Here is a 26768-nt window from a genome sequence, read left to right on the forward strand (position 1 = left end):
TCTCCCTCCTCGTCAAGCCGCTTCGAGCCGCGGCGGCGGGAAACCGCCCGCGGAACTCCTACTGGTCGCCGCGCGGCCAGGGCGGCCCCTGGTGCTCGGCCGGCACCGGGCCCATGCCCATGTACACGAACTTCTGGACGCGCTTCCCCTCGTAGGTCTCGGTCGTGTAGATGTTGCCGTTCGAGTCGGTCGCGATGCTGTGGACGGCGAAGAACTGGCCGGGCTGACGGCCGCCGTCGCCGAAGCTGGTCAGGATCTCGAGCGAGGCGCGGTCCATGATGTAGACCCGCATGTTCTTCCCGTCGGCCACGTACATGTACTGCTGCTCCGGGTCGCGCGAGAAGGCGATGTCCCACGTGGAGCCGTCGCCCAGCGTGCGCGGCGCGATCCGCACCTCGTCGACGTAGGTCCCGTCCGTCTGGAAGACCTGGATGCGGTCGTTGGGACGGTCGCACACGTAGACGAGGCCGTCGAGCGAAGGCTCGGCGCAGTGCACGGGCGTCCGGAACTGCTGGATGAGCGGCGCGTCCGGGTCGTAGGGCGGCGTACGCGTATCGTCGGGCGCGTTCCCGTACGCACCCCAGTAACGCTTGAAGGCGCCGGTCGAGGCGTCGAGCACGGCAACGCGGCGGCCGCCGTAGCCGTCCGCGAGATAGGCCTCGTTGGCCGCGGCGTCGAAGGCGAGCTTCGCCACGCGGTTGAAGTGCGTCTCGCTGTGGCTGTCGGGTTCAGGGCCCGCTTCCGGCTCGCCGTAGGAGGCGAGGAACTCTCCGTCGCGCGAGAACTTCAGGACGTGCGTGTCGTTCGGTCCGTTGCCGCCGATCCACAGGTTGTCCATGTGGTCGACGGTGATCCCGTGGTTCGAGCCGGGCCACACGTAGTCGTCGGAGGGGCCTCCCCAGGCGTTGACGAGATTGCCCTCGGGATCGAACTCGAGCACGGGGGGCGCGGCCCGGCAGCACTCGCCGATCGGCGGGTCCGCGTCGGCGCCGCCCTCGGTACGCTCGGTGAGGTTGCCGCGGTGCACGATGAAGACGTGGTCGCGCGAGTCCACGCCCACGCCGATGGCCGAGCCCAGTACCCAGTGATCCGGCAGTGGTTTCGGCCAGAACGGGTCCACCTCGAACATCGGCGCCTCGACGCCCTGCCCCTCGCTGGCCCGGGCCCCGTCGTCCATGGCCGCCTGGCCGCACGCCAGCGCGAGGGCGATGCCCGCGACCACACCGAAGATGAGGGTTCGCCGCTTCCCGTTCATGGCTGTCGCTCCTTGCGGATCCTGAGTCGCTGCCGAGTCGCCCGATCCTGACCATTCGTGGATCAGTTCACGCTACAGATGCCGTTCGCATTCGTCCAGAGAGCGGCCGGGGTCGACGGCGGGAGCCAGCCGCGCCATCGTGCGGGCGGACGAGGGGTGCTTTCCCAACCTCCCGGAGTTCGGGGATCGCGGATGAAGCGAGGACACACACGCCGCCCAATCCGGCGCACGGCGCTTCTGACGGGGTGCGTCCTCACGCTCTACGGCCTGACGAGTCTGGCCGGCGCGGCGCGGGCGGCGCCGGACCGCACGGCCGAGCGGGCGACGGCGGATCGCAGGGCCGCGGCGATCCCCGCCCTTCCGCACGAGATTCCGGCGGACGTCACCGTGCAGGCCTTCGTCACGCCGGAGGGAGGGCGGCTCCGCTTTCTCGTCCGGGCGCCGCTCGAGGCCATGCGGGACATCGAGTTTCCGCGGTACGGCCTCGGCTACCTCGCTCTCGAGGCGGCCGGCCCCTTCCTCGTCGACGCCGCGCAGTTGTGGCTCGCCGACTACGTCACGTTCTTCGAGGAGGACCGGCGGCTGGCGCCCCCCCGGATCATCGCGACGCGGATTTCGCTCCCCTCGGACCGATCCTTCGCCAGCTACGCGACGGCCCTGGCGCACTTTGACGACCCACCGCTCGACCCCGGACTCCAGCTTCCGTGGCGTCAGGCTCTGCTCGATGTCCTGCTGGAGTACGATATCGAGTCGGACGAGTCCCGTTTCTCGATCGATCCGGCATTCGCGCACCTCGGCCTGCGGACGGTCACGGTGCTGCGCCTGCGGCCGCCGGACCGGCCGGAGCGCGTCTTCCAGTACGTCGGCGACCCGGGACTCGTGCGGCTCGACCCCCGCTGGCACCAGGCGGCGCTGCGCTTCGTGTCGCTCGGCTTCACCCACATCCTCGACGGGATCGACCACCTGCTCTTCCTCCTCTGCCTCGTCATCCCGCTGCGGACGCTGTGGGGCCTGGTCCCGGTCATCACGTCCTTCACGATCGCGCACTCGATCACCCTCATCGCCTCCGCCTTCGGGATCGCACCGCGGGCGCTCTGGTTCCCGCCGCTGATCGAGACCCTGATCGCGCTCTCGATCGTCTACATGGCGCTCGAGAACATCCTGGGCGCGAAGCCGCGGAAACGGTGGCTGCTCGCATTCGGGTTCGGACTCGTGCACGGGTTCGGGTTTTCGTTCGCGCTCAGCGAGTCGCTGCAGTTCGCGGGCGGACACCTGCTCACCTCCCTGCTCGCGTTCAACGTGGGGGTGGAACTGGGGCAGTTGGTCGTGGTCGCCGTCGCGGCGCCGGCGGTCGAACTGCTCTTCCGCAAGGTGGTGGCGGAGCGCATGGGGACGATCATCGGCTCGGCGCTGCTCGCGCACACGGGGTGGCACTGGATGACGGACCGGGGCTCCGACCTGCTGGCCTACCGCTTCACGTGGCCCGCCTTCGACGGAGCGCTCGCCGCCGCGCTCATGCGCTGGGGGGCGCTGGCGCTCATCGTCGTGGGCGCGGCGTGGGCGATCAGCGGACCCTTCGGCAAGCTGGCGGCGAAAGCGAAGGGGGGTGGACGGACCGCTCCGGCGGAGTAGCCCGTTTCGAGACGCCCCATGCGCCGCTTGCCCGGTTTGCCGGTCACGTCCCATCGTCCCCGCCCGACATGACGCGGATGGCGCGGACCGGAAGCATAGGAGGATGGATGCGGAAGACAAGGCGAATCGGACCCATCGCGGTACTCGCGCTTACGGCGGTCGCTTCGGGCGCGGGCGCGCTCGCGGCGCAGTTGACGGCGCCGAACCCGTACATGGCCATGGACGGCTGGGGGCAGCTTCCCGACGGACGCGGCTGGGGCGCGACCAGCGCCGTCTACCCGGCCCCGGACGGGGAACACATCTGGGTGGGCGAGCGGTGCGGCGCGAACCTGTGCGTCGAGAGCGATGTCGACCCGATCCTGCTCTTCGACACGGAGGGGAACCTGGTGCGGAGCTTCGGCTCGGGGATGATCGCCTGGCCACACGGGATGTTCGTCGAGGAGGACGGCAGCGTGTGGGTCGCCGACGCGGTTGGATACGCGCCCGTTCCGGACGGATGGGGCCACGTGATCTACAAGTTCAGCCCCGAGGGCGAGGTCCTGATGACGCTCGGCGAGAAGGGCGTGGCGGGCGACGGCCCGAACCACTTCAACAAGCCCTCGGACATCCTCGTCGCGCCCGACGGCAGCATCTTCGTCGCGGACGGACACGACGCGGGCGGCAACAACCGCATCGTGAAGTTCGCGCCCGATGGCGCCTTCCTCATGGAGTGGGGGCGCATGGGCACGGCGAACGGCGAGTTCCGCGATCCGCACGCGCTCGCCATGGACTCGCAGGGACGCCTGTTCGTCGGCGACCGCGGCAACAGCCGCGTCCAGATCTTCGACCAGGAGGGGAACCATCTCGAGACCTGGTACCAGTTCGGACGTCCCAGCGGGCTGTTCATCGACGAGGACGATGTCCTTTACTCGACGGATTCGGAGTCGAACGCGCGCCGCAACAAGGGGTGGCTGCGCGGGATCTACATCGGCGACGCGGCGACCGGTTGGGTGACGGCCTTCATCCCGGATCCGGAGCCCAATCAGGATGCGTCGGGCACGAGCGGGGCGGAGGGCATCGCGGTCGACGCTTATGGCAACCTGTACGGGGCCGAGGTCGGCCCCCGGCAGATGCGGAAGTACGTCCGGCGCTAGCGAACCGCAGGTGTGCGGGCGACGTGCCGGGCGAACGGCACGAAGAAACCAGGACGGGAGTATTGAAATGAGACGCACAGCGAGCCTTTTTGCCCTCCTGTTCGCGTTCGGCGCGAGCGGAGCGGCGGCGCAGGACGAGAACATCAGCTTCTTCATCACCAGTTCGAATCCGGGGGACGGCGCGGATCTCGGCGGTCTCGACGGCGCGGACGCGTACTGCGAGACGCTGGCCGACGCGGCGGGTCTGCCCGACCGCATGTGGCGGGCCTACCTCAGCACGACGGGAGCGGGCGGCGTGAACGCTCGCGACCGGATCGGAGGCGGGCCGTGGTACAACCACGCGGGCACGATGATCGCCCGCGATGTCGAACACCTGCACAGCAACGGCCCGAACCTGACCAAGGCCACGATCCTCACGGAGAATGGCGATGAGGTGAACGGCCGGGGCGACCAGCCGAACCAGCACGACATCCTCACCGGGTCCCTCATGAACGGCATGGCCTCGGACGCGGACGGGGACACGACGTGCAGCAACTGGACGTCGGGCGGCGAGGGCAGCGCGCTCGTCGGGCACCACGACCGCACGGGTGGCGGCCAGAACCCGACCTCGTGGAACGAGGCTCACGGATCGCGGGGCTGCAGCCTCGAGAATCTGCGCGGGACCGGCGGTGACGGGCGCTTCTACTGCTTCGCCACGGACGGGCCGAGCGGGGGCGACGTGCTGCGCCAGCGGGAGCGGTAAGCCGACCTGGCAGCCAGGTCGTGCGATGTCCTGGTCGTCGGTGGGGGGCCGGCGGGCTGCGCCGCCGCGGCGTCGCTGGCGCGGCGCGGGCATGATGTCGCGCTGATCACACGGCCGGCCCCGCCGGCGAAATGGCTCGCCGAGTCGATCCCGGGCTCGGCGCGGAAGCTCCTCGAACGCGTGGGAGCGCTGGACGCGCTGGACGCGGCGGGCCTCGTGCCGAACGAAGGCAACACCGTGTGGTGGGCCGGGATGCCCCGCCGGGAAGAACGGTTCGGTGCGCCCGAGCGCGGCTTCCACGCGGAGCGGGCGGCGTTGGAGACCGCCTTTCACGGCGTGGCCCTCGAGGCGGGCGCGCGCCTGCTGACGGACGGGCCGGTCATCGAGACGGTCGAGGGGCCCGATGGATGGCGCGTGGCCACTTCGACCGCGCGCTACCGGGGCCGCTGGGTGCTCGACGCGTCCGGCCGGGCCGGGGTGCTCGCGCGGCGCGGCCTTCGAACGCGCGAACGCGGGATCGCGACGCTCGCGCTCGTCGGCCGCTGGACCTCGGACCGCGGCCACGCCCCGCCGGACCGCGGCTGTACTCTGATCGAGAGCTATCGGGATGGGTGGGCCTGGTCGGTGCCGACCTCGCGGCGTACCCGCTGCGTCACGGCGATGGTCGACCCGCGCCGCACGCACCTGGCGCGCGAGCGGGGCCTCGACGGCATGTGGCGCGCCGAACTGGCCAAGGCGGCGCGGCTCGGCGAGCGCCTCGAAGGAGGTCGGCTCGACGGGCCCGTGCGGGCATGTCCCGCGTCGCTCTACGGCGCGACCTCGCACGGCCGGCCGGGCCTGCTCCTCGTCGGCGACGCCGGCTCGTTCATCGACCCTCTCTCCTCGTACGGCGTCAAGAAGGCGCTCGCCTCCGCCTGGCTCGCCGCGATCGTGACCCATACCGGGATCGAGGACGACGCCATGGCCGGACCGGCCTGCGCGTTGTACGACGATCGGGAACGCGAGGTGTACCGCACCTACCGGGCATTGTCCGTCCCCTTCTTCGAGCAGGCCGCCGCCGCGAACGGTCACGCGTTCTGGGAGGTCCGCCTGGCCGCGGCCCGGGAAGCGGGCGCGAACATCCCGGGGCCCGACCCGGCGCCCGGAACGCCCGCGGTGTCGGAACCGGGAGACCGCTCGCTCGCCGAACGCCGGGCCGACGCCTTCCTGGCGCGCCCCGAGGTGCGGACGGCGTGGGAGACGATCCGCTCGCTGCCGGCCGTGCACCTCCGCCCGGCGGCGGGACTCTCCAGCGTACGCCGACCCGCCGTGGTCGACGACCGGATCGCCCTCGAGGCCCACCTCATCTCCGACCGGATCCCGGACGGCGCGCGCTACGTGCGCAACGTCGACCTCCGGCGGCTCGTGGAGGTCGCGCCGGACTCCGATCAGGTCCCGGACCTGTTCGAGGCGTACAACCGGCGCGAGACGGCCGTGGGGCTCCCGGATTTTCTGGCCGCCCTCTCCTTCGCCGTGGGCGCAGGCTTCCTCGAGCTCGCCGACCCGTGACGGTTCGACCGGCGGGCGGCCGGCGGGTGGCCGACGGGTGGCCGGCGGGTGCCCGGCGGGCGAGCGGAAGGCCCCTTTCGGGGTGGCGCGGCCGCACCGATTAGCGCACAATTGACCGGTTCGGAATGGGGGATGGATGAGACGCGAAGCGACGACGCGACGGGCACTTGACCGACTGCCGGCGGCCGGAATGGTCGTCGGTGCGCTCGTTTTCCTCTTCCTCGGCGCGCGCGCGCTTCCTCCGGTCCCGGGCATGCCCTCGGCCCCGGCCGCCCTCAATTCGGCGCAGGCCGACGACGAGGGCTACCCGATCGACCACGAGATCATCATCCGTCGCTGTCAGCGCTGTCACGAGCGCGATGACGAAGGGCGGATGACGCGGATCTCCTACGAACGGAAGACCCCGGAAGGGTGGCAGACATCCGTCCGCCGCATGATGGCGCTCAACGATGTCTCCCTCGGCCCCGACGAGGCGCGCGAGGTCGTGCGCTATCTCTCCAACCGGCAGGGTCTCGCTCCGGAGGAACTCGAGCCCGGCCGCTTCGAAGTCGAACGCCGCCTCATCGAACACGTGTACGAGGCGGACCGCGACGTCGAGAACACCTGCATCCAGTGCCACAGCATGGGCCGCGTCATCACCCAGCGACGCACGCGCGAGGAGTGGGAACTCCTCATGGCGACGCACCGCGGCCTCTACCCGCTCGTCGACTTCCAGGGCTTCCAGCGCGGGGGCGACGGACCTCAGCCGGTGGACGAGGCGATCGATCACCTTTCCGAGGCCTTCCCGCTCGAGACGCCCGAATGGTCCGCCTGGGCGGCCTCCATGCGCACGCCGCGCCTCGCCGGCACGTGGGCGCTGGCGGGGTTCGAGCCCGGGAAGGGTCAGATCTTCGGCACCGTGGAGATCTCCGCCGGCGACACGCCCGACGAATTCCGCTCCCGCGCTTCGTACACGTACGCGGAGTCGGGGCAGGAGGTGAGCCGCAGCGGACAGTCCATCGTCTACACCGGCTATCAGTGGCGGGGACGGTCGAATCCCGGCGGAGCGGACGAGTTGCGGGAAGTCATGACCGTGGACCGCGGATGGCGTGAGATGACGGGCCGCTGGTTCACCGGCGCGTACGATGAGTTCGGCCCCGACGTCACGCTCACGCGCGCAAGCGGGGGCCCCGTCGTATCGGGCGCACACCCCCGCGCGATCCGGACCGGCGCCTCGTCCACCGAACTCCGGGTCCACGGCATCAACCTTCCGGCGAATCCCGACGCGACGGACTTCGATTTCGGGCCCGGCGTCCGGGTCGAGTCCGTGACGGGCGGCGATGGAAGCCAGGTCACGCTTCGCCTCTCGGTCGATGAGGATGCGGCGGTCGGCGGGCGCGATCTCTTTGTGCGCGGCATGAGTCTGGCGGACGCGATTCAGGTCCATGACGGAGTGGACCGCCTCGAGGTGACGCCGCGCGCGGGCATGGCCCGGATCGGCGGTGCGAACTTCCCGAAGGGGTATCAGCCCTACGACGCGATCGGGTGGGACGACGGCCCCGACGGCGAGCCGAACACGGAGGACGATCTCCGGCTCGGTCGGGTGCCCGTGAGCTGGAGCATGGAGGAGTACACGGCCACCTTCGACGACGACGACATCCATTACGTCGGCGCGCTGGGGTCGGACGGGATCTTCACCCCCGCCATCGACGGTCCGAACTCCAGTCGCGAGGGCAGCCGAAACAACATCGGCGACGTGTGGGTCGTCGCGACGTACGCGGGTACCGGCGCGGATCCGGCTGACGCCGGCAGTCTCCGCGCCCGCGCCCACCTCATCGTCACGGTGCCGCTGTATCTCAAGTTCGACCCGTGGCAGGGCGTTCCAACGGGGAGGCTGGTGCCGTGATCAAGCCTGTCGGCCAACTGGCGCTGCGCGAATTCCACGCCTTCGAAGCGGCGGGCGAGCGGTTCCTCTACCTCGTCCCCTCGGCCGGCATCTTCCGGATCGATGCGGCATCCTCCGCGATCCTCGACCTGCTCAGCTACGGACCCCGCGCGCCGGGCGAGGTCGTGAACTCCCTCTCGGACCGATACTCCGTCGACCGGGTGCACGACGGGTTGCTGGAACTTCAGCAGATCCGCGCCATCGGGGAGGCGGGGGCTCCCGCCGAACAAGTCGTGAACGACCTGCCGCCCGACGGTTTCCCGCTCACGACGATGGTCCTCAACGTCACGAACAAGTGCAATCTCGCGTGCACGTACTGCTACGAGTACGGCGAAGACAAAATCGTCGACACCACGTGCACGGACGACCCGAAGTTCATGGGGGACGAGACGGCGCGGGAGAGCGTGGAGTTCCTCCTCAAGGAGTCGGGACCGCTCGAAGTCGCGCACCTCACCTTCTTCGGAGGAGAGACGCTGCTCAACTTCCCGGTGCTCCAGGACACGGTGGCCTACGCCCGCCGCCGCGCCGAGGAGGAGGGGAAGCGGCTCGAGTTCAGTCTCACGACGAACGCGACGCTCCTCCGCCCCGACATCATCGAGTGGCTGGCGGACAACGAGATCGGCGTGACCGTGTCCATCGACGGACCGAAGGAGATGCAGGACCGCATGCGGGTCTTCCACAGCGGCAAGGGCTCCTACGAGACGGTCAAGCCACGGATCAAGGAACTGCTGCGGCGGCACAGGTCGCGTCCGATCGGCGCGCGCGTCACGCTCACGCGCGAGAACCTCGACATCCATCGCATCTATCGTCACCTGACGGAAGAAATGGGGTTCTGGGAGGTGGGCTTCGCCCCGGTCACGACCTCCTCCGGACGCGACTACGAGATCGAGGACGAGGGATACGACCGCATGCTGCGCCAGTTCGGGGAGTTGGCGCGCGACTGGCTGGATCACGCGGCGGAGAACCGGCACCACGGCTTCTCGAACGTGAAGGACACGCTGGAGGAGATCCACAAGGGCGTGAGCAAGGCGTATCCGTGCGGGGCCGGGCTCGGGCTGATGGGCGTGACGACGGGCGGCGATGTCGCGCTCTGCCACCGCTTCGCCTACTCGAACGACCACAGCTTCGGGACGGTCGCCGAGGGAATCGACCGGGAGCGGCAGAAGAATTTCCTCGAGGATCACCACATCAAGAACAAGACGGACTGCCATACTTGCTGGGCCCGTCCGATCTGCTCGGGCGGCTGCTATCACGAGGCGCACACGCGACACGGCGAGACGACCGCGCCCAACCTGCACTTCTGCAACTGGGTGCGGACGTGGACGCACACGTGTCTGGAGATCTACGGAGAGTTGGCGGAGCGGAACCCGGAGTACCTGGCCCGCTTCGACCATTGACGCGGTCGGGCTCTTGTGTCGTCTAGCCCGGCCGACCTTCGCATGCGAGGGAGAACGCCGTGAAACACCTGAAGCCGATAAACCAGAAGGCCGGCCGCATCGAGGCGCAGGTCGCCCGCGAGGAGATGGACGTGGTGGGGCTCGAGAGCCGGCCGCCGGAGGGGCCGCACATTCCGCTGGGATGCTCGCTCGTGTTCTCGCCGGGCTGGGAGGTGGATTCGACCGGCGGCACCGCCGGGCTGTGCCAGCCGGTGGAACGGGACCTGTTCGACTGCCACCTCGCCTGCTTCTGGCCGGCGCACGTGCCCGACCAGCTCAACCACTCGCCGGACTGGACGTCGCAGTGCGCGTCCGCGCAGAAGGACTGGCGGAAGCTGGACCTCGTCTTCCCGTGATCCGCACGGGGTTCGCCATGGCTCGGAGCCGCCCGGGACGGACACCGAAGGTTGCCGGCATCGCCGCCGCAGCCGCCATCGCCTGCGCCCTGAGCGGGGTTCGGACCCTGGAAGCGCAGGGGAACGGCCGGAACGCCCACTGGTACATGGGTAACTACAGCAATGAAGTCCTCGTCTGGGACGAGGCCACCGAGAAAGTCGTGGACCGGATCCCGGTCAAGCGTCCGATCTCCCTTCGTCTCGATGTCTCCGAGGATCGATCGCGGCTCTACGTGATGGATCCGTTCTTCGAGACGATCGAGATCATTGCGCTCCCCTCCAAGGAGTCCATCGGAGAGTTCACGCTGAGCGAAGGCTCGACCCGGACGTGGATCCGTTCCTTCCAGGTCCACCCGAGTCAGGAATGGATGGCGATGTTCGTGCAGAGCCGCACGAAGCTCGCGGACCGATACCGGATCGACGAGCCGACGATCCTGCGCTTCGACCTCGCGACGTACGAGGTGACCGACACGATCCCGTGGCCGGACGAGGAGACGCGCCGGTCCGCCAACTTCCGCTTCTCTCCCGATGGCGATCTGCTGTACATGTTCACGGACGACCTCATCGCACTCGACTCCGAGACGTTCGAGGAAGTGGACCGCTGGGATATCACGGAACCGCTGGAGCCGGGGCTGGGCGAGATGAGGCTTCCCTTCGGCCAGAGTCCGTACCAGGAGGAGGACGGCGTGTACACGGGCCTCTTCCGCATGACGGACCCGCTCCAGAACCGCCGTCTGATGGGCATCGCGACCGTGGATCTTGCGGGGCAGGACGTGGAGTTCCATCCCATCGGCCCCTCCGAGGGGGTGTCGTTCGTGCTCTCTCCGGACGGGACGAAGGGATACGGGCTCAAGTCCGAGATCGGACACTACGAGATGTGGAAGTTCGACCTTCTGGACCGGCGCGTCGCCGGGCGCATCGCTTTCGCGGGGCGGCCGCGGATGGCGCTGATGCCGAGCGCCGACGGCACCAAGCTCTACATCTACAATGCCGGCAGCACGATCGACATCTACGACGAGGAGACGTTCGAGTTCCTGCGGACGGTCACGCTGGACGCGGACATGACGAGCGTCGTCGTGGTGCCCGATCCGGGTTGATCCCGCCGGGCGCGACGTGCTCGTGACGCCATGAGGTCCGGGTGATCCGGGACCCGCACCTTCGCCGAGCCCTCGCCTACGTTCGACCGTACACGGGGGCTTTGCTCCCCGTGGTCCTCCTCTCCACGGCCGGGACCGCGCTTGGACTCGCGCTCCCCTACCTGTCGAAGGCGATGATCGACGACGCGATCCTGGGAGGGGACTTCCCTCTCCTGCTCAGGATCGTCGGCCTCTTCATCGGGATCACGATCCTCGGCTTCGGGGCGAACGTCGCGAGCGGGATGCGGTACACGCGGGTGTCGGCCGGAATCCTCTTCGACATGCGGCTCGCACTCTACCGGCACCTCCAGAGACTCTCGCCGCGCTTCTACGCGCGGACGCCGATGGGGGACATCGTCTCGCGCATCAACAACGACATCGGCGAGATCCAGCGGGTGACGGCAGACGCGGCGCTCGGCCTGTTCGGGAACGTGCTCTTCCTCATCGGGACGGTCGGGATGCTCATCTATCTTGACGCGCGGCTCTTTCTCGCGGGGCTCGTCGCGCTGCCGCCGAGCCTGTGGGCGTTGGTGCGATACCGGAACAGGCTCGAAGGGCGCGTGATGCAACTGCGGGAGCGGAGCGCGGACATCGGGAGCTTCCTCATCGAGACGCTGCAGGGGGTGCGCACGGTGGTGGCGTCCAACGCCCAGGAGCGGGAGGCGGAGCGGTTCGGGCGCCACAACGACCGCTTCGTGCGGGCGCTCATGTCGATGCGCTGGTTCACGTACCTGGCGGGAGGCCTGCCGGGGGTGCTGCTGCAGACGGGGACGGCCGCCGTCTTCCTGTACGGGGGTTACCGCGTGATCACGGAGGCGACGACGCTGGGGACGTTCGTCGCGTTCATGGCGTATCAGATGCGGCTCCTCTTCCCGGTGCAGGCGCTGATGGGGCTGTACGCGAACCTGGCGAGCGCGCGGGCGTCGCTCGTGCGCGTGCACGAGTTGTGGGACACCCCGCTCGATGTGGTGGAGGCGGAGGGGGCGGAGCGGCTGGAGCAGGCCTCGGGAACGCTGGTCCTCGAGGACGTGCGGCTCGGCTTCGGGCGGGGAGGCGAGGTGCTGGAAGGCGTGTCGCTGGAGGTGCCCGCCGGGCAGGTGGTCGCGCTCGTGGGCGCGAGCGGGAGCGGGAAGTCGACGATCGCCGATCTGCTCTCGCGCCAACTCGACCCGGATGGCGGGAGGGTGCTGCTCGATGGGCGGGACGTGCGGGCGCTCGCCCTGGGGGACGTGCGCCGAAACGTGGCCGTGGTCGAGCAGGATCCGTTCATCTTCCACGCGTCGATCGCGGAAAACGTGCGGTACGCGATGCCCGACGCGACGGATCCGGAGGTCGCCGGGGCGCTCGCGGCCGCCGCGCTCGACGGGCTGCTGGCGTCGCTCCCGGAGGGGGCCGAGACGGTCGTCGGGGAACGGGGCCGGCAGCTCTCCGCCGGGGAGCGGCAGCGCGTGGCGGTGGCGCGGGCCTTCCTCGCCGACCCGGCCGTGCTCGTGTTCGACGAGGCGACCGGGGCGCTGGATCCGGCCTCGGAAGCGCAGGTGCTGGAGGGTTACGCGGCGCTGATGCACGGACGGACGACGGTGCTCATCACGCACCGGCCCGAGTTGGCGCGGCGGGCGGAGCGGGCGGTCGTGCTGCGCGACGGGCGAGTCGTGCAGGACGGGCGGCCGGCCGATCTCGACAGCCGGCCGGGTGCGTTCCGCGCCCTGTTCGCCGGGTGACGACGCGGTCGATGTCACGCTCGATGAACCCTTGATGGCACCCTCGATCGTGGGGATGCGCGCGGAGGCACTCCGGGGCCGAACCGGCCGCGGCGTCTCGATCGCAGTCATCGACAGCGGGGCGCACCCGGGCCACCCGCACCTGGGGCCGCTCGCGGGCGGGATCGCGCTCATGCCCGACGGGAGCGAACACGACGACCTGACCGACCGGCTCGGCCACGGGACCGCCGTCACCGCCGCCATCCAGGAGAAGGCGCCGGGCGCGCGAATCCACATCGCCGGCGTCTTTCACGACGAACTCGCGACGAGCGCCCGTGCGCTGGCGAAGGCGATCGACTGGGCCGCGGAGCGCGGTTGCCGCGTGGCGAATCTGAGTCTCGGGACGCCGCGGCAGAGCCGCATCGAGCAGTTGCAGCCCGCGGTCGAACGCGCCGCGCGGGCGGGAACGCTCGTCATCGCGGCCCATTCGCACGAAGGACAGCTTCAGCTGCCGGGCAGCCTCCCCGGAGCACTCGGCGTGTGCCTCGACTGGAACCTGCCGAGGCACAGTCTGCGCATCGCCCGGCGCGATGGACGGCGCGTCCTGTGTGCGTCCGGCTACCCGCGACCCATCCCCGGCGTCCCGCCAACGCGCAACCTCAACGGGATCAGCTTCGCCGTGGCAAACGCCACCGGCATGGTCGCCCTCGCACTCGAACTCTTCTGCGAAGCGCGCGGCCGGGCTGACGTCCTTGCGGCGCTGGCCGCGGTCTCGTGCCTGAGGGGACGTCGCGCGGCACCTGCGGGCGGCGGCGCCGGGCACCAGGTTGACGGGGTCCCCATCTCGGGCGGAACAGGAGGATGAAGCGATGAAGCCCCTGGCATGTGTGTTCGCCGTCGCAACTCTGGCACTCGTCGCCTCGTGCGGTCCGGAGATGGACGCTCCGGAGGCATCCGCGGCCGCGGCGGAAGGCGTCTTCTCCACCCTCGCCCCGTTCCGGAGTCACGGTCCCGTTCACGACGCGGACAACGTCGAGGCCATGCGGCCGCGCGTCATGGGCACGCACGGGGTGATCTCTTCCGGGCACTACCTGGCCACGCAGGCGGGGTACGACGTGCTCAGGGCGGGAGGCAACGCCTTCGACGCCGGGGTGACCGCCGGGATGGCGCTCAAGGCGCTCAAGATGGACTACGCGGGATGGACCGGGGTTGCGCCGCTCATCGTCTACAGCGCCGCCGAGGACCGCGTGATCACCCGGGTGGGGGCGGGAACATCACCCGCGCTGGCCACGCTCGACTACTTCCTCGAACACGGCAAGTCGCCCATCAACAACGCGCTGATTCCCGCCGACGTGGATGTCTGGCTCGCCGCCCTCGACCGTTTCGGCACCTTCAGCTTCGGCGAGGCCGCGCAACCCACGCTGCGCATCGTGGAGGAAGGCTATCACCTCTACAAAATGCAGAAATGGATGATCGAGGATCAGATGGAGGGGATCCTCACGTTTCCCTACAATCGCGACTTCTGGTTCCCCAACGGCGTCGGCGAGCAGCGTCTCGGGGATCTCATGGTGAACGCCGACCTGGGGCGGCTCATTCGGTACATGATGGAGGCCGAGCGAGAGGCGCTGGAGGCCGGAGGGAGCCGTTCCGAGGGGATCCGCGCCGCGCGGGACGCCTTCTACCGGGGCGACCCTGCGCGCGGCGTGGACCGCTTCTTCCGGGAGCATGACGGCATCGTCCGTTACGAGGACATGGCGGGCTACGAGGGTCGCTGGGAGGAGCCCCTGGGCACCAGCTTCAACGGCTACGACGTCCACACCGGCGACGGATGGAGCCAGGGGCCGCGCATCATCCTGATGCTCAACATGCTGGAGAACTACGACCTGCCGGCCCTCGGCTACAACACACCGGAGTACATCCACCTCGTCTCACAGGTCATCGACCTCGCAATGGCGGACGCCCACAGATACGTCGGGGATCCGGACTTTGCGCCAGCTCCGGAGGGGTTGTACGGGAAGGCGTACGCGCGCGAGCGCATCGGGCTCATCGACGAGAACCGCGCCTTTCCGGATATGCCTCCGTGGGGCGATCCGGAGCGGATGGCGGCGGTGGCGGCCGGCGCGCCCGCGAGCTTCGTGGTGTCGGGAGGTCGGCGCTACGGCGCCGCTCAGGACCGCCCGGGGTCGGACGGCGCCGATGCCGGAACCCCCTCCGTCGACACGTCCTCCCTGAACATCATGGACGGCGAGAGCAACGTGTTTTCCCTCACCGAGAGCGATGGCCACACCTTCACCCCCATGATCCCGGGATGGGGATTCGGGCTGGGCAATCGCATGGGCCAGTTCAATCTCGATCCTGACCTGGCCAACGTGATGGCGCCCGGCAAGCGCCCGAGGAACACCAACGCGCCCCTTCTGGTGACGAAGGATGGCGAGCCTTTCATGGGACTCTCCACTCCCGGCGGCGACCAGCAGATGCAGTGCCTCCTGCAGGTGTTTCTGAACGTCGCGGTGTGGGGGATGTCCCCCGAGGTGGCCGTGGATCAGCCGCGTTTCGGCAGCTACAACTTCCCGGCCACCGGGAGCGAGTTGAACCGCAACGCCGCCGTCCTCTACATGGAGGACCGGATCCCGGCGGAGACGGCCGATGCGCTGCGCGCCATGGGCCACGACGTGCGCTCGTGGGGCCTGTGGAACTGGCGCGCGGGCGCTCCCACGGTGACCTGGCGCGACCCGGAAACCGGGGTAATGACTGCGGCGGGGGACGTGAGGCGGGAGACTGCGTCGCTCGGATTCTGAACGTCCGCCCCCGACCCAGGTTGCCGCCTACAGCGGCTCGATCGCGGTCGATATGTGTCCTCCGGCCACCGCTTGGATCCCCTGGGCCAGCGGAAAGGTGTCGCGGCCCACGTGGACGACATCCAGACTGTGGAGCTCGAGGTGCCGCATCGCCGAGTGCATGGAAGCCGTGGCTCGAGGCGCATCGGTGCGCTTGAACTCGTAGCCCCGCCGCTGCCGGCCGCGAACCACGAGAAGATCCAGTTCCGGACCGCCGTGCACCGACCAGAAATAGCATTCGTCCGGCCGGGCACGCAGACGGCGCATGACCTGCTCCAGGGCGAATCCTTCCCAACTCGCACCGACCTTCGGATGTGCCGCCAGGTCGCGCGCGGTCGGGATGTCGAGCAGCGCGTGCAGCAGGCCGCTATCCGCTATATAGACCTTGGGCGACTTGACGACGCGCTTGCCGAGGTTCTCCCGCCACGGCCGCAACTGGCGCATAACGTACGCACCGGTCATGCGGTCGAGGTGGCGCCGGACGGTGGTGTGTGCGATGCCGAATGCGCGCCCCAGTTCCGATCCGTTCCAGATCTGCCCGTGATAGTGCGCGAGCATGGTCCAGAAGTCGTGCAGGAGCCGCGGCGGCATGGCGATGCCCAGGCCCGGCAGATCGCGCTCCACGAACGTCCGGATGAAATCGCGCCGCCACTCCATGCTGACCGCGTTGCCTCGCGCCAGCCATGCTCTGGGGAAGCCGCCCCTCAGCCACAGTCTGCGCCACCGCTCCGGTCCAACCTCGGTCAGGTCGAAGCCCCCAAGTTCATGAAACGATATTCTGCCCGCGAGCGACTCCGACCCCTGGCGAAGCAACTCGGGCGATGCGCTGCCCAGGACGAGAAAGCGCGCGGGTCTCGGCCTGCGGTCCGCGAGCACCCGAAGCACGGGGAAAAGGTCCGGCCTGCGCTGGATCTCATCGATGATCACCAGACCGCGGAGCCGCTCCAGGGCGAGGGTCGGTTCATCGAGTCTGGCGAGGTCGCGCGGATCTTCCAGATCGAAGCTCGTGACGGAACGGCTCCGCTCGGCGAGGGTGCTGGCCAGCATTCCGGCGAGGGTCGTCTTACCGACCTGCCGGGCGCCGAGCAAGGCGACCACCGGGTTGGCATCCAGCTTCCGGACGAGCTCGGAGAGGTGCGCGGGGCGATTTATCATTCGTGAAATATGAACATCCAATGCTCATATTTCAAGACATTGAACTCCCGCTACGGCCCCACTACCCGCGTGGCGGGCGCTCGAAGTCGACGATGTTCTCCCACTCCTGCGCGTCCGAGCGCGCGACGACGGCTACGACCGGTTCCGTGTCGCTGAGGTTGAACACCTCGTGCGGCACCCCCGGCTCAATGAAGATGAAATCGCCCGCCTCGTTGTCGAGCGTCTTCTCCAGCCGCGGCCCGAACTCGTGCCGGACGTGTCCCTCGAGGATGTAGAGCATCACCTCGAAATCCACGTGGATGTGCGCCTTGGCGACGCCGCCCGGCGGGATCATCGCCACGTTCATGGAGAGCGCGCCGGCACCGACGTTCTCCGCCCACATCCCCGTCTTGTATTCGATCCCGTTCCAGGCCCGGTGCCGGCCGCCGCCGCGCACCGTGATGATCCCGTCGTGGCGCTCCACCACGCCGGGCGCGCTTCCGTTCTCGGTCATCGTCGTCTCCATCAGTTGCCGAAGCTGGCGGCGATTTCGGCCAGCCCCTGCTGGATCTCCTCCTCGGACTTCCACACGCCGCGCACCATGACGCCCGCGCGGTCCGCGACGTTCGCCACGTCGTCGAGCGGGTTGGCGTTCGTCAGGATGAGGTCCGCCCGCCGGCCCGCGGCCACCGTCCCGAAGGTGTCGTAGCCCTGGAAGTACTCCCCGACGTTGCGGGTGCCGCTGACGAGGATCTCGTACGGCGACATCCCGGCCTCGGCCATCGCGGCGAGCTCGCGGTGCAGCGAGAAACCGGGGACGCTGAACATCTGCGGCGAATCGGTGCCCATGAGGATGCCGACGCCGGCCTCGTTCATCATGCCGAGGAGACGCGTCCGGTTGCTCGCGTGCCGCCGCGCCTGTTCCACGTCCCATGCGTCGCGCGCCTGGACCGCCTGGAGGCGGTTCTTCCAGCCCTCGACGCCCTGCGGAGGCCAGTAGCGCATTTCCGGATAGGCCGCGAGCGCGTCCGGGTCGCCGAGGCCGATTACGCCCACTTCCCAGAGGACCATCGTGGGGACGACCCAGGCCCGGGCGCCGATCGTCAGCGCGAACAGTTCCTCCAGCTTCGCCGAGTCCATGGGGCCGCGGATGCCTCCCGCCTCCTCCATGTAGCCGTCGAGATGGTCGAAGGTCTCCTGTCCCATCAGGATCGCATGCCGGATCCCGACATCGGCCGGGACATGGCCTCCGAAGCGAATGCCGGCCTGTGCGGCGGCGGCGGCGACCGCGTCGTATTCCGCCACGGCGAGTCCGGGGTGGATCTTCAGGTGATCCCACCCTTCGCGCTTCTGCACCCACACGCGATCCGCTCCCTGCGACGGAGAAGTCACCGTGTTGCCGTTGAAGCTCGGACCCGCGAGGTAGAGCGTCGGCCCCCAGATCTCGCCGGTGTTCGTCTTCGCCTTCAACTCGAGGTCGCCGGGCAGTCCGAGCATCCCGCGCACCGTCGTCACGCCGTTCGCGGCGTACAGAAACATCACCTGCTCTCGGAACGTGTCGCTCGGGAAGCCGCCCGGCGTATGCCCGTGCATCTCCGACAGCCCCGGCATCAGGTACCTCCCGGCACCGTCGATGCGGCGGGCGCCGTCCGGCACGTCGATGTCGGCGGCCGGCCCGACGGCGACGATCCTGTCTCCGCGCACGAGGACCGTGTGTCCGGTGAGGACCCGCTCGGAATCCATCGGAATCACGTTCACGTTGACGAAGGCAATGGCGCCGGCCTGCGATGCCTGCTCGCAGGCTGCGGCGAAGGGAGCCGCGGCGCACGCGGCGAGGGCGAACCCCAGGGACAGCCGGGCGGATTTCATGTGACCTCCTCGGACACGATCGTCCTCGATCGTGTCGACCTTGACGATGATAACGATTATCGGTATTGACAGGGCGCATCCGACGTGTCGGACATGATCGCAGATTACGGCATCGTCCGCCCGATGGGACCCCCTCACCGCAAGGAAGGACGGCTTTTGACCGCACCCGATTACAGGCGCTCCGGCCTCCGCGCCCGCTTCGCCGCAGCGTGTCTGATCGTGCCGGCTTCGCTCGTGTCCCCGCAAACGGGCCAGGGCGCGCAGGCTGCGCAGGGCGCCCCGGACGGTATGGCGCTCTACGAGGCCGGGTGCGCGAGTTGCCACGGGTCGGACGGTCGCGGGGCCGCGGCGGACCGGATCGCGTTCGACGACCCGTTGCCCGACCTCACGGATTGCAGCTTCGCCTCGCGCGAGCCGGACGCCGACTGGATCATCGTCTCCAAGGCCGGCGGGCCGGTCCGCGGCTTCAGCGACGTGATGCCGGCGTTCGCCGAGGCGTTCGACGACGACCAGTTGCAGGCCGTCATGGACTACATCCGGACCTTCTGCACGGATCGCGCCTGGCCGCGCGGAGAACTCAACCTCCCCCGGCCGCTGTTTACGGAGAAGGCGTATCCGGAAGACGAATGGGTGTGGACGTCGGGAGTGAACGCAGAGGGCCCCGGCGCCGTCATCAACGAACTCCTGTACGAGAAGCGCTTCGGTTCGCGGAACCAGATCGAGATCGCGCTCCCCTTCGGCTTCACAGAGACGGTGTCCGCGCCGGCCGGACGAGACGAGGGGCTGGCGTCGGATTGGGGCGTCGGCCTCGGCGACATCGAAATCGGCTACAAGCGCGCGCTGCTGCACAACCTGCGGACGATCTTCAGCCTCGGCACGGAATTCAAGCTCCCGACCGGCGACGAGGAGCGCGGCCTCGGGAGCGCCGAGTTCCAGGTCGAACCGTTTCTCGCGCTGGGACAGATCCTTCCGGGCGACGCCTTCGTCCATCTCCAGGCAGGTGCGGGACTCCTCGCGCGCGGACACCAAGAGGCCGTGGGCGCAGGCGAGCAGGGCGAAGCCGTGCGAGAAGCGTTCTTTCACGCCGCGGTCGGGCGCACGTTCACGAGCGGCGAGTTCGGCCGTTCGTGGTCCCCCATGATCGAAGTGTTGGGGAGCACGCAGCTGGCCGAAGGTTCGCGGCCGCAATGGGACCTGGTCCCGCAGATGCAGGTCACTCTGAACACACGGCAGCACGTGATGCTCAACGTCGGGGTACGACTGCCGCTGACCGACGCCGACGTGAGGAGCACGCAATTCCTGGTCTACTTCCTGTGGGACTGGTTCGATGGAGGTCTGTTCGATGGCTGGTAGGTGGGGGCGAGACCCGGTTCTGGCGTGCGCCGTCGCGGTCGCCGTGGTCGGGACGGGCTGGACGCTCGATGGACGCGGGGCGGCGGACGCGGCCGAACCCGGCGCGATCACGGGCCGCATCGTCGTGACCGAGGGACAGGTGCGCTTCGCCGGGGAGCCGCCGGCCGGCGCCGCGATCGACATGTCCGCCGACGCCTATTGTCGAGAACAGCACGACGAGACCCTGATCGACCGTCCGGTGCGCGTCGGTTCGGATGGCGGCCTGGCGGACGTGCTGGTGCGGATCGTCAACGCGCCCGCGTCGGGTGTGGCGCCGGAGGCCGAGGCCCTCCTCGACCAGGCCGGCTGTTTGTATACGCCGCGGTCGGTGGCCGTGCGCGCGGGCCAGCCGCTCGTCATCCGCAACAGCGACGCGACCCTTCACAACGTCCGCGTCGTGCCTGCCTCGAACCCGGGATTCAACCTCGGCCAGCCGATCCGCGGGATTCAGAGCACGCGTTCTTTCGAGACCCCGGAGATCGGGATACCGGTACGCTGTGACATCCACGGCTGGATGACCGCGTCAATACATGTGCTCGACCACGAATTCTTCGACATCACCGGCGAGGACGGGACGTTCACGCTCCCGACGCTGCCGCCGGGAGACTACGAGATCGAAGCCTGGCATCCCACGCTGGGGACGGTGACGGGCCGCGTCTCGGTGACCGCCGGGGCGACGCCTCCGCTGACGCTCGAGTTCTCTTCCAGCTAGCGGATTTCGACGTAACGGGCGAGACGCTCCACTTCGTCTTCGTCCACGTATTTCCCGATCTCACGCCGGAACTCGGCCATCGACGTGTACGGCCGGTACTCCTCGAACTCGTGCTGCATGCGCGCCCCGACGCCGGGGATGCTCAGGATCGCCTCCTCGGAGGCGGTATTCAGATCGATCCGTACGTAGACGTATTGAGCCAGCCGCGCGAGTTCCTCGTCATCCACGTATTTCCCGATCTCGCGGTGGAACTGAGCCAGCGCCGCGTAGGGACGGTACTCCTCGAACTCGTGCAACATGCGGTTCCCGACACCGGGGATGAGCAGGATCTCGTCGTCCGTCACGTCGTTGAGGTCGATGGGGACGAACAGCGCACGGTACACGGCCTCGTGTCCCTCCGGCCCGACGTGCTCCGCCACGACTGCGTGCAGGTCGGCCATCCGCAGGAACGGCCGGGCTTCCATCAAGGCTCCGATTGCTGCCGCGTCCAGACCCGGTAGCGCCGCGAGTTGTTCTTCGGTGGCCAGGTTCGGGTTGAGGAGACCGAGATTTTCGCCCACCTGGGCACGCGCGGGCGCCGCGGCCATCAGGATTGCGACGAGGGCGCCGACCGTGCCGATCTGAATTCGCGATTTCATTCCGTTCCTCCGCTTTGCGGCGATCCCGGCTTCAGCAGGGCCGGGTGGCGGAGCATGACGAGAAAACCCAGCAGGCCGAGTTGGATCATGTGACCGGGCGCCAGAGCCGGCATGGCGCCCATGAGGACGTCGACCGCCAAGTCGAAGCCGCCCACGGCGGGGTTCAGTTCTCGTTCGAACTCCACGTTGGATTTCAGGTGCAGGTACATGCCGAGACCGCCTGCCGGCATGAAGAGCCACATCAGGTAACGGAACACCCGGAAGGCGCCGGGCGTGGCATGAACCGCCAGGACGACGCCGCCCGCGAAACCCGCCCCCAGGAGCGCGATCGGCGTCCATTGCCACGGATCCTCGAAATGCTCGAGCAGGAGCAGTTCCGCCGCAGTGCCGCCACAGCCTATCAGGAAGAGTCCGAGCGCAAGGCGCCGCCACAGGGGCGACAGACGATGCGCGTCGGGTGGCGTTTCGTTAGTCATGCCCAAAGCTAGCGCGTAACGCCGGGCCTTCGGAAGCCGCTGTCTACTCCGTCTCCGGCGGATTGCCGATCGACCTGTCGGGCGAGCGCCCGGACGCCGGGCGATGGCTCGACCCGGAAGGGAGCGCGGGCTGACACGAGCTCTCTCAATCCGTCCGGGAGGAGCCGCAACGAGCTTCGGACCTGGTCCCGGACCTCTTCCAGCACGGGATCCGGCCGCAGTCGTTCTCCCGCACGCATCACGGGCACCAGGAGAGCTTCTCCGGTCAGTCTTTCATCCTCGAGTCCCAGGACATCGCGGGCGAGCGATCCGTCGCTGCACGTCCGGAAGACCTGCTTGCGGCCCGGCCATGTCGCCTTCCTTCCGAGCGCTTGCGGCGGGCCCGGCCGGCGTACTCCTGGAGCTTGTAGACGCTGTCGAGCGTCGGCGCGTCGGCGGAAACCGTAAGGGCGGCGCCCACGCCGAATCCATCGATCGGGGCGTGAGCCAGCCGGGCCACGCCGTGCTCGTCGAGCGAACTGCTCGCGAAGATGCGGACGTCGGGACAGCCGCCTTCATCCAGAATCCTGCGCACGCACCGGGCGTGGGCCGCGAGATCGCCGGAATCCAGCCGCACAGCCTTGATCTCGATGCCTTCGGCGCGGAGACCGGGCGCGATCTCGACGACCTTCGCCGCCGCCGCCTCGGTGTCGTAGGTGTCGATGAGCAGCACCACGTTCTCGGGATGGGCGCGGGCGAAGCGAATGAAGGCGTCGGCCTCGCTGTCGTGCGCCTGGATGAACGAATGGGCCATCGTGCCGAAGACGGGGATCCCCCAGCGCTGTCCCGCCAGCACGGTCGCGGTGCCGTCGAAGCCGGCGATGTAGGCGGCCCGGGCGGCGAGGAGCCCGGCTTCCGAGCCGTGTGCCCGCCGCAGGCCGAAGTCCACGATCTGGGCCCCGGGAGCCGCGAGCGTGAAGCGGACTGCCCTCGAGGCGATGAGAGACGAGAAATTGAGCAGCGAGATAAGGCGTGTCTCGACGAGTTGCGCCTGTGGAAGCGGCGCGGTCACCCGCAGCAGAGGTTCTTCCGGAAAGAAGACGGTACCCTCGGGCATGGCGTCCACTTCCCCGGTGAAGCGCAAACCCGCAAGCCAGTCGACGAAGCCGGAGGGGAAGCCGGGCTGCTTGCCCAGCCACTCGAGTTCGTCCGGCTCGAAACGCAGGCCTTCCAGATAGTCCAGGGCCTGAGCGAGGCCCGCGGCCAGCAAAAAATTGCGATTCCGGGGGAGACGGCGGACGAAGAACTCGAACACCGCCGTCTCGTGCATCCCGTGTTCCCAGTACGCCTTGAGCATGGTGAGCTGGTAGAGATCCGTGAGCAGGGCCCGGTCGTCCGGATCCCGCCCCGAGGCGGCCTCGGCGTCCCCCCGTTCGGGTGACCGGATCCGCATCAGTTCTCCTTCCGCGTATTGCCGTTTGACGTCCACGGCTTCCAAGGCCTGCAATGGCGTCCGGCCTCACTTTAGCATGCGTTGCCGGGCGGTGCGAAACTGTGTTACAGGTGCCCTCCCCGGCGGGGTTCCGCGCATCGTGAATTCGCTTTCAGGAGGTAGGAAATGGGCCGTAGGGCGGTCGTCCTTCTCAGCGGTGGACTGGACTCGGCGACTGCGCTCGCGATCGCGGTGGAGCAGGAATACGAGCCTTATGCGCTCACGCTCCGCTATGGACAGAGACACGAGCGCGAGGTGGACGCCGCCTGTCGCGTGGCGAAAGCGATGCGAGTGATCCGGCACGTGGTCGCCGACGTCGATCTGCGCGCGTTCGGGGGCTCGGCGCTCACCGCCGACCTGGAGGTACCCAAGGCAGGGAGCGGAATCGCGGATTCCGAGGAGATCCCCGTCACGTACGTTCCGGCGCGGAACACGATCTTCCTCTCGATGGCTCTGGCGTGGGCGGAGGCTCTCCGGGCTTCGGACATCTTCATCGGTGTCAATGCCGTCGACTACAGCGGATATCCGGACTGCCGACCGGAGTTTCTGGATGCGTTCGAGGGACTGGCCTCCCTCGGTACCAAGGCGGGGGTCGAGGGGCGTCGGCCGTTCCGGATCCATGCACCTCTGATCGACCTGACGAAGGCGGAGATCATTCAGCGCGGGCTCGCGCTGGGCGTCGATTACGGGATGACGCGGAGTTGCTACGATCCCGATGAGTCGGACGCGGCCTGTGGAGAGTGTGACTCGTGCCGCCTGAGGCTCACGGGATTCGCGGCGGCGGGAGCCCGGGATGCGGCCCCGTATCAGCCCCGTTAGCGGGCGGCGGCGCGGCGCCTTCGGCCAGGAGTGTCCGGGCTGCGGTGGCTCCGAGTCCGGGCAGGCGCCTGTGAACCGTCTCCGCCATGCCGCGTGACCCGAACGAGCAACCGGTCGATCGTCGCCCGTTCGCCGGTCCCCTTGTTCATGGCATGGACGATCCGGCCACTCTCGCCGATCCATAACGTGTCGGCGCCGAATTCGCCGATGAACCAGCTCTGGAGCGTGTCGGCGGAGGCTTCATCGATCTCCGTGACGCGCGGTCCGTCGAGGATCCAGCAGCGCGCGCCGAAGCACACCGTGAACGCAAGCGCGATGCACGCGAGATTCACCGATTCATCGTCCCATGGGGGGCATGCGGCCCGCCTGGGCTGCGAGGAGCCAGGTTTCCCGGGCCGGAGAGAACAGGATTCGCGTCATCTTTGTCAACCTTGCAGCGACTCGTACGCGATACATCGCGGTCCAACCGCGATGTCTCAACCTAGGAGACGCCCTACGCTTTCACTAGTGCTATGTCGGAATCCGCCGGCTACCGAGAGTGCCGGGGGGAGCGCTGCCTGCAGCACCGGCGCGATGGAGGCCGGAGGAGGAAACTGCGGGGGGGATTGACTCACCTGCTTCGCAGATTCGTCGAGCTCGCGCCCGTTGGTCGCTCGGTTGGCTTTCTCCCGCTGCGCGGGACTCGCCGAGCTCGCTCCCTTCGGTCGCTCGGTTCGAACCCCTTCTTAGCGGAGAGGGGGGGATTGGCTTCCTCCCGCTGCGCGGGACTCGCCGAGCTCGCTCCCTTCGGTCGCTCGGTTCGAACCCCTTCTTAGCGGAGAGGGGGGGATTCGAACCCCCAAGCCCGTGAGGGCGCCGGTTTTCGAGACCGGTGCATTGCCGTTCTGCCACCTCTCCGAGTGCCGGGCACCGGGATGCTGGCGAAAGCTGCTGAGACACCCGATACGCGCGGCCGGGGAAGGTGCTCCGGGAGGGCTCCTGCTGTCAAACTTTCGGAGCTGCCGGGGGCTGTGCGACGGACGGGGTGTCCGTCCCTCCGCCACCGTCACAAGGGGATATCCCACGCGAATGTTCGCCGGGATGCACACGAGAACGGGAGGTCGACGTGCGCAAGGACCCTCTTCACGGCCTCTCGTCCTTGAGCGCGGCAGTTACTCGTACCGTCTTGTAGGGGTTAGACAAGTGGTTCGGCCCGGCCGGATTGGACTACGCGGTCCAGATCAGCACCAGATTGCACCTCTCATCGTATCGCGGCAGACCCGTCGGCAACAACGACGCGGGGACGGGGGCCCGGTATACTTCGACGCCGACGGCTTCGCTGGGCATGACCCGCCGCTCGATGCTCGCGCTACTCCGTCTCATGTTGTCACGGTACACGTTGAGGCAGTCGCCAACGGTCTGGAACGTCAGGCGATGGTTAGATCGCGATCTTGTCGGCAGCCCCAACTGCTGCGCTATGAGTTGACCCAGGTCAGTCGGACGCCAGCTCTCCAGATATTCGGGGGCAAGAAAATCGCCGATACCAAGCATCTCGCCCCAGTACTGCCGCTCGTAGAATCCCTGTTGCTCGAGCCTGCGCGATCGAACGGTCGTCGCGACGAGAGGCTCCATCTCGACGGGATCCGGCACGAGGCCGGTGTCCACCTGCGTGGTGAGTCCCGGCTTGACGGTGACGACGTACTGGAGGGGTTCGTACCCCATGCGGCGGACCTCAAGTCTCTTCGCCCCCGCGGGGACACCCGTGAGGATGTACCGTCCCCAGCGGTCGGTCTCGACGGCGGTCGCGCGACCGGCCACGGTCACGGCGGCGGTGGTGATCGGGTCCTTCGTTACGGCGTCGAACACGCGCCCCTCGAGGCGCCCGGCGTTTTCTTCCGCCAGGATCCGGAGTTCGACCGCACTCGTCTGGCCGGGCATCAACTCGACGGACGCCTGCTCGCTCGACCCGTCCCGGACCTCGGCCCACACCGTCGCCTCCATCGCGTCCCGCGGAGCGCAGAGCGTGACGCGGCCGTCATCGCCGGCACCTTGGCGCACAGGCCTATGGACAGCGTCGGTCCAGCGAATCCGCACGTCGGCGCCGCTCGCAGACACCATCCCCGTCGCGTCCAGCACTTCGATGCGGAGCCCAGCGCCGTCGCACTGCGTCTCCTGGCCCGCCAACGCTCCGGCTCCCGACAGGCTGTGAAGCGCCGCGAAAGCGACCCCAGCCACCACGGCCCGCGTGCTCGAAGCCGGACCCGCAACTGTCCACCGTTCCATTCCAACCCTCTCGTTCTTGCCGGCAACTCTTCGACGGCACGCGCAAATCGCTCGGTTCGAACCCACGAGGGGCAGCCTCTTCGGCCTGCCTCGTGGATACTGCTCAACGGACGGGGTGGGATTGACTCACCTGCTTCGCAGATTCGTCGAGCTCGCGCCCGTTGGTCGCTCGGTTCGAACCCACGAGAGGCAGCCTCTTCGGCCTGCCTCGTGGATACTGCTCAACGGACGGGGTGGGATTGGGTCGCTTCGCTCCC

22 protein-coding genes, 1 tRNA gene and 1 pseudogene are annotated in these 26768 nt (G+C 68.6%); 14 read left to right on the forward strand and 10 right to left on the reverse strand.

The features are described from left to right. Window positions 1-58: 58 nt before the first annotated feature. Window positions 59-1255 carry a hypothetical protein gene (locus ACOGXI_RS09295; protein ID WP_419938582.1) on the reverse strand — a complete coding sequence of 399 codons (1197 nt, stop codon included), beginning with the start codon at window positions 1253-1255 and terminating at the stop codon, window positions 59-61. Window positions 1256-1447: 192 nt separating this feature from the next. On the opposite strand from ACOGXI_RS09295, the gene ACOGXI_RS09300 reads away from it, so the two are divergent. From ACOGXI_RS09300 to ACOGXI_RS09350, 11 genes are all read left to right on the forward strand, one after another. Then, window positions 1448-2887, forward strand: a complete 1440-nt coding sequence (locus tag ACOGXI_RS09300; protein ID WP_419938583.1) for a HupE/UreJ family protein — start codon at window positions 1448-1450, stop codon at window positions 2885-2887. A gap of 107 nt (window positions 2888-2994) precedes the next feature. Further along, complete coding sequence (locus ACOGXI_RS09305) at window positions 2995-4020, forward strand: peptidyl-alpha-hydroxyglycine alpha-amidating lyase family protein (RefSeq protein ID WP_419938584.1); 1026 nt, start codon at window positions 2995-2997, stop codon at window positions 4018-4020. 67 nt (window positions 4021-4087) lie between these two features. After that, window positions 4088-4762: a hypothetical protein gene (locus ACOGXI_RS09310; protein ID WP_419938585.1), complete on the forward strand. Its 675-nt coding sequence runs from the start codon at window positions 4088-4090 to the stop codon at window positions 4760-4762. 30 nt (window positions 4763-4792) lie between these two features. Then, complete coding sequence (locus ACOGXI_RS09315) at window positions 4793-6310, forward strand: NAD(P)/FAD-dependent oxidoreductase (protein ID WP_419940184.1); 1518 nt, start codon at window positions 4793-4795, stop codon at window positions 6308-6310. A 136-nt stretch (window positions 6311-6446) separates the two neighbouring features. Next, window positions 6447-8195: a quinohemoprotein amine dehydrogenase subunit alpha gene (gene peaA / locus ACOGXI_RS09320; RefSeq protein WP_419938586.1), complete on the forward strand. Its 1749-nt coding sequence runs from the start codon at window positions 6447-6449 to the stop codon at window positions 8193-8195. After that, window positions 8192-9631, forward strand: a complete 1440-nt coding sequence (gene peaB, locus ACOGXI_RS09325) for a quinohemoprotein amine dehydrogenase maturation protein (protein ID WP_419938587.1) — start codon at window positions 8192-8194, stop codon at window positions 9629-9631. Before peaA ends, peaB begins: the two co-directional genes overlap by 4 nt. 59 nt (window positions 9632-9690) lie before the next feature. Continuing rightward, the gene (gene qhpC / locus ACOGXI_RS09330) at window positions 9691-10026 is read left to right on the forward strand and encodes a quinohemoprotein amine dehydrogenase subunit gamma (protein ID WP_419938588.1); all 336 of its coding nucleotides are present in this window, start codon (window positions 9691-9693) and stop codon (window positions 10024-10026) included. A 17-nt stretch (window positions 10027-10043) separates the two neighbouring features. Further along, entirely contained in the window at window positions 10044-11162 is a 1119-nt protein-coding gene (locus tag ACOGXI_RS09335) for a YncE family protein (RefSeq protein ID WP_419938589.1), read from the forward strand. 41 nt (window positions 11163-11203) lie between these two features. Beyond that, on the forward strand, window positions 11204-12922 hold the full coding sequence (locus ACOGXI_RS09340; RefSeq protein WP_419938590.1) for an ABC transporter ATP-binding protein: 1719 nt from the start codon (window positions 11204-11206) through the stop codon (window positions 12920-12922). Window positions 12923-12956: 34 nt separating this feature from the next. Then, window positions 12957-13766 (forward strand): S8 family serine peptidase, encoded by an 810-nt coding sequence (locus ACOGXI_RS09345; RefSeq protein ID WP_419938591.1) that lies wholly within the window; start codon window positions 12957-12959, stop codon window positions 13764-13766. A gap of 4 nt (window positions 13767-13770) precedes the next feature. Beyond that, entirely contained in the window at window positions 13771-15699 is a 1929-nt protein-coding gene (locus ACOGXI_RS09350; RefSeq protein ID WP_419938592.1) for a gamma-glutamyltransferase family protein, read from the forward strand. A gap of 27 nt (window positions 15700-15726) precedes the next feature. On the opposite strand, the gene ACOGXI_RS09355 is transcribed toward ACOGXI_RS09350, so the two are convergent. The 3 genes from ACOGXI_RS09355 to ACOGXI_RS09365 all read right to left on the reverse strand — a co-directional run bounded on the left by ACOGXI_RS09355 (window position 15727) and on the right by ACOGXI_RS09365 (window position 18741). After that, complete coding sequence (locus ACOGXI_RS09355; RefSeq protein ID WP_419938593.1) at window positions 15727-16893, reverse strand: ATP-binding protein; 1167 nt, start codon at window positions 16891-16893, stop codon at window positions 15727-15729. Window positions 16894-16954: 61 nt separating this feature from the next. After that, window positions 16955-17386: a cupin domain-containing protein gene (locus tag ACOGXI_RS09360; protein WP_419938594.1), complete on the reverse strand. Its 432-nt coding sequence runs from the start codon at window positions 17384-17386 to the stop codon at window positions 16955-16957. An 11-nt stretch (window positions 17387-17397) separates the two neighbouring features. Beyond that, window positions 17398-18741 carry an amidohydrolase family protein gene (locus ACOGXI_RS09365; protein ID WP_419938595.1) on the reverse strand — a complete coding sequence of 448 codons (1344 nt, stop codon included), beginning with the start codon at window positions 18739-18741 and terminating at the stop codon, window positions 17398-17400. Window positions 18742-18897: 156 nt separating this feature from the next. On the opposite strand from ACOGXI_RS09365, the gene ACOGXI_RS09370 reads away from it, so the two are divergent. Further along, complete coding sequence (locus ACOGXI_RS09370) at window positions 18898-20094, forward strand: c-type cytochrome (RefSeq protein WP_419938596.1); 1197 nt, start codon at window positions 18898-18900, stop codon at window positions 20092-20094. Beyond that, on the forward strand, window positions 20084-20845 hold the full coding sequence (locus tag ACOGXI_RS09375; RefSeq protein WP_419938597.1) for a TonB-dependent receptor: 762 nt from the start codon (window positions 20084-20086) through the stop codon (window positions 20843-20845). The genes ACOGXI_RS09370 and ACOGXI_RS09375 overlap by 11 nt, the downstream gene beginning before the upstream one ends. Here the strand turns inward: ACOGXI_RS09375 and ACOGXI_RS09380 are convergent. The 3 genes and pseudogenes from ACOGXI_RS09380 to ACOGXI_RS09390 all read right to left on the reverse strand — a co-directional run bounded on the left by ACOGXI_RS09380 (window position 20842) and on the right by ACOGXI_RS09390 (window position 23295). Further along, window positions 20842-21483 (reverse strand): hypothetical protein, encoded by a 642-nt coding sequence (locus tag ACOGXI_RS09380; protein WP_419938598.1) that lies wholly within the window; start codon window positions 21481-21483, stop codon window positions 20842-20844. The genes ACOGXI_RS09375 and ACOGXI_RS09380 overlap by 4 nt on opposite strands. Then, window positions 21480-21959 (reverse strand): hypothetical protein, encoded by a 480-nt coding sequence (locus ACOGXI_RS09385; RefSeq protein WP_419938599.1) that lies wholly within the window; start codon window positions 21957-21959, stop codon window positions 21480-21482. Before ACOGXI_RS09385 ends, ACOGXI_RS09380 begins: the two co-directional genes overlap by 4 nt. 8 nt (window positions 21960-21967) lie before the next feature. Then, window positions 21968-23295 (reverse strand): annotated as a pseudogene (locus tag ACOGXI_RS09390) (nicotinate phosphoribosyltransferase). 261 nt (window positions 23296-23556) lie between these two features. On the opposite strand from ACOGXI_RS09390, the gene queC reads away from it, so the two are divergent. Beyond that, window positions 23557-24249 (forward strand): 7-cyano-7-deazaguanine synthase QueC, encoded by a 693-nt coding sequence (gene queC / locus ACOGXI_RS09395; protein ID WP_419938600.1) that lies wholly within the window; start codon window positions 23557-23559, stop codon window positions 24247-24249. Here the strand turns inward: queC and ACOGXI_RS09400 are convergent. The 3 genes from ACOGXI_RS09400 to ACOGXI_RS09410 all read right to left on the reverse strand — a co-directional run bounded on the left by ACOGXI_RS09400 (window position 24246) and on the right by ACOGXI_RS09410 (window position 26511). Continuing rightward, window positions 24246-24581, reverse strand: coding sequence for a hypothetical protein (locus ACOGXI_RS09400; protein WP_419938601.1), 336 nt, complete (start codon window positions 24579-24581; stop codon window positions 24246-24248). The genes queC and ACOGXI_RS09400 overlap by 4 nt on opposite strands. A gap of 483 nt (window positions 24582-25064) precedes the next feature. Then, window positions 25065-25146 (reverse strand) — tRNA-Ser (locus tag ACOGXI_RS09405). A 309-nt stretch (window positions 25147-25455) separates the two neighbouring features. After that, entirely contained in the window at window positions 25456-26511 is a 1056-nt protein-coding gene (locus tag ACOGXI_RS09410; RefSeq protein ID WP_419938602.1) for a carboxypeptidase regulatory-like domain-containing protein, read from the reverse strand. Between the last annotated feature and the right edge of the window lie 257 nt (window positions 26512-26768).

The organism is Candidatus Palauibacter sp. (genome assembly GCF_965208055.1).
Classification (GTDB): Bacteria; Gemmatimonadota; Gemmatimonadetes; order Palauibacterales; family Palauibacteraceae; genus Palauibacter.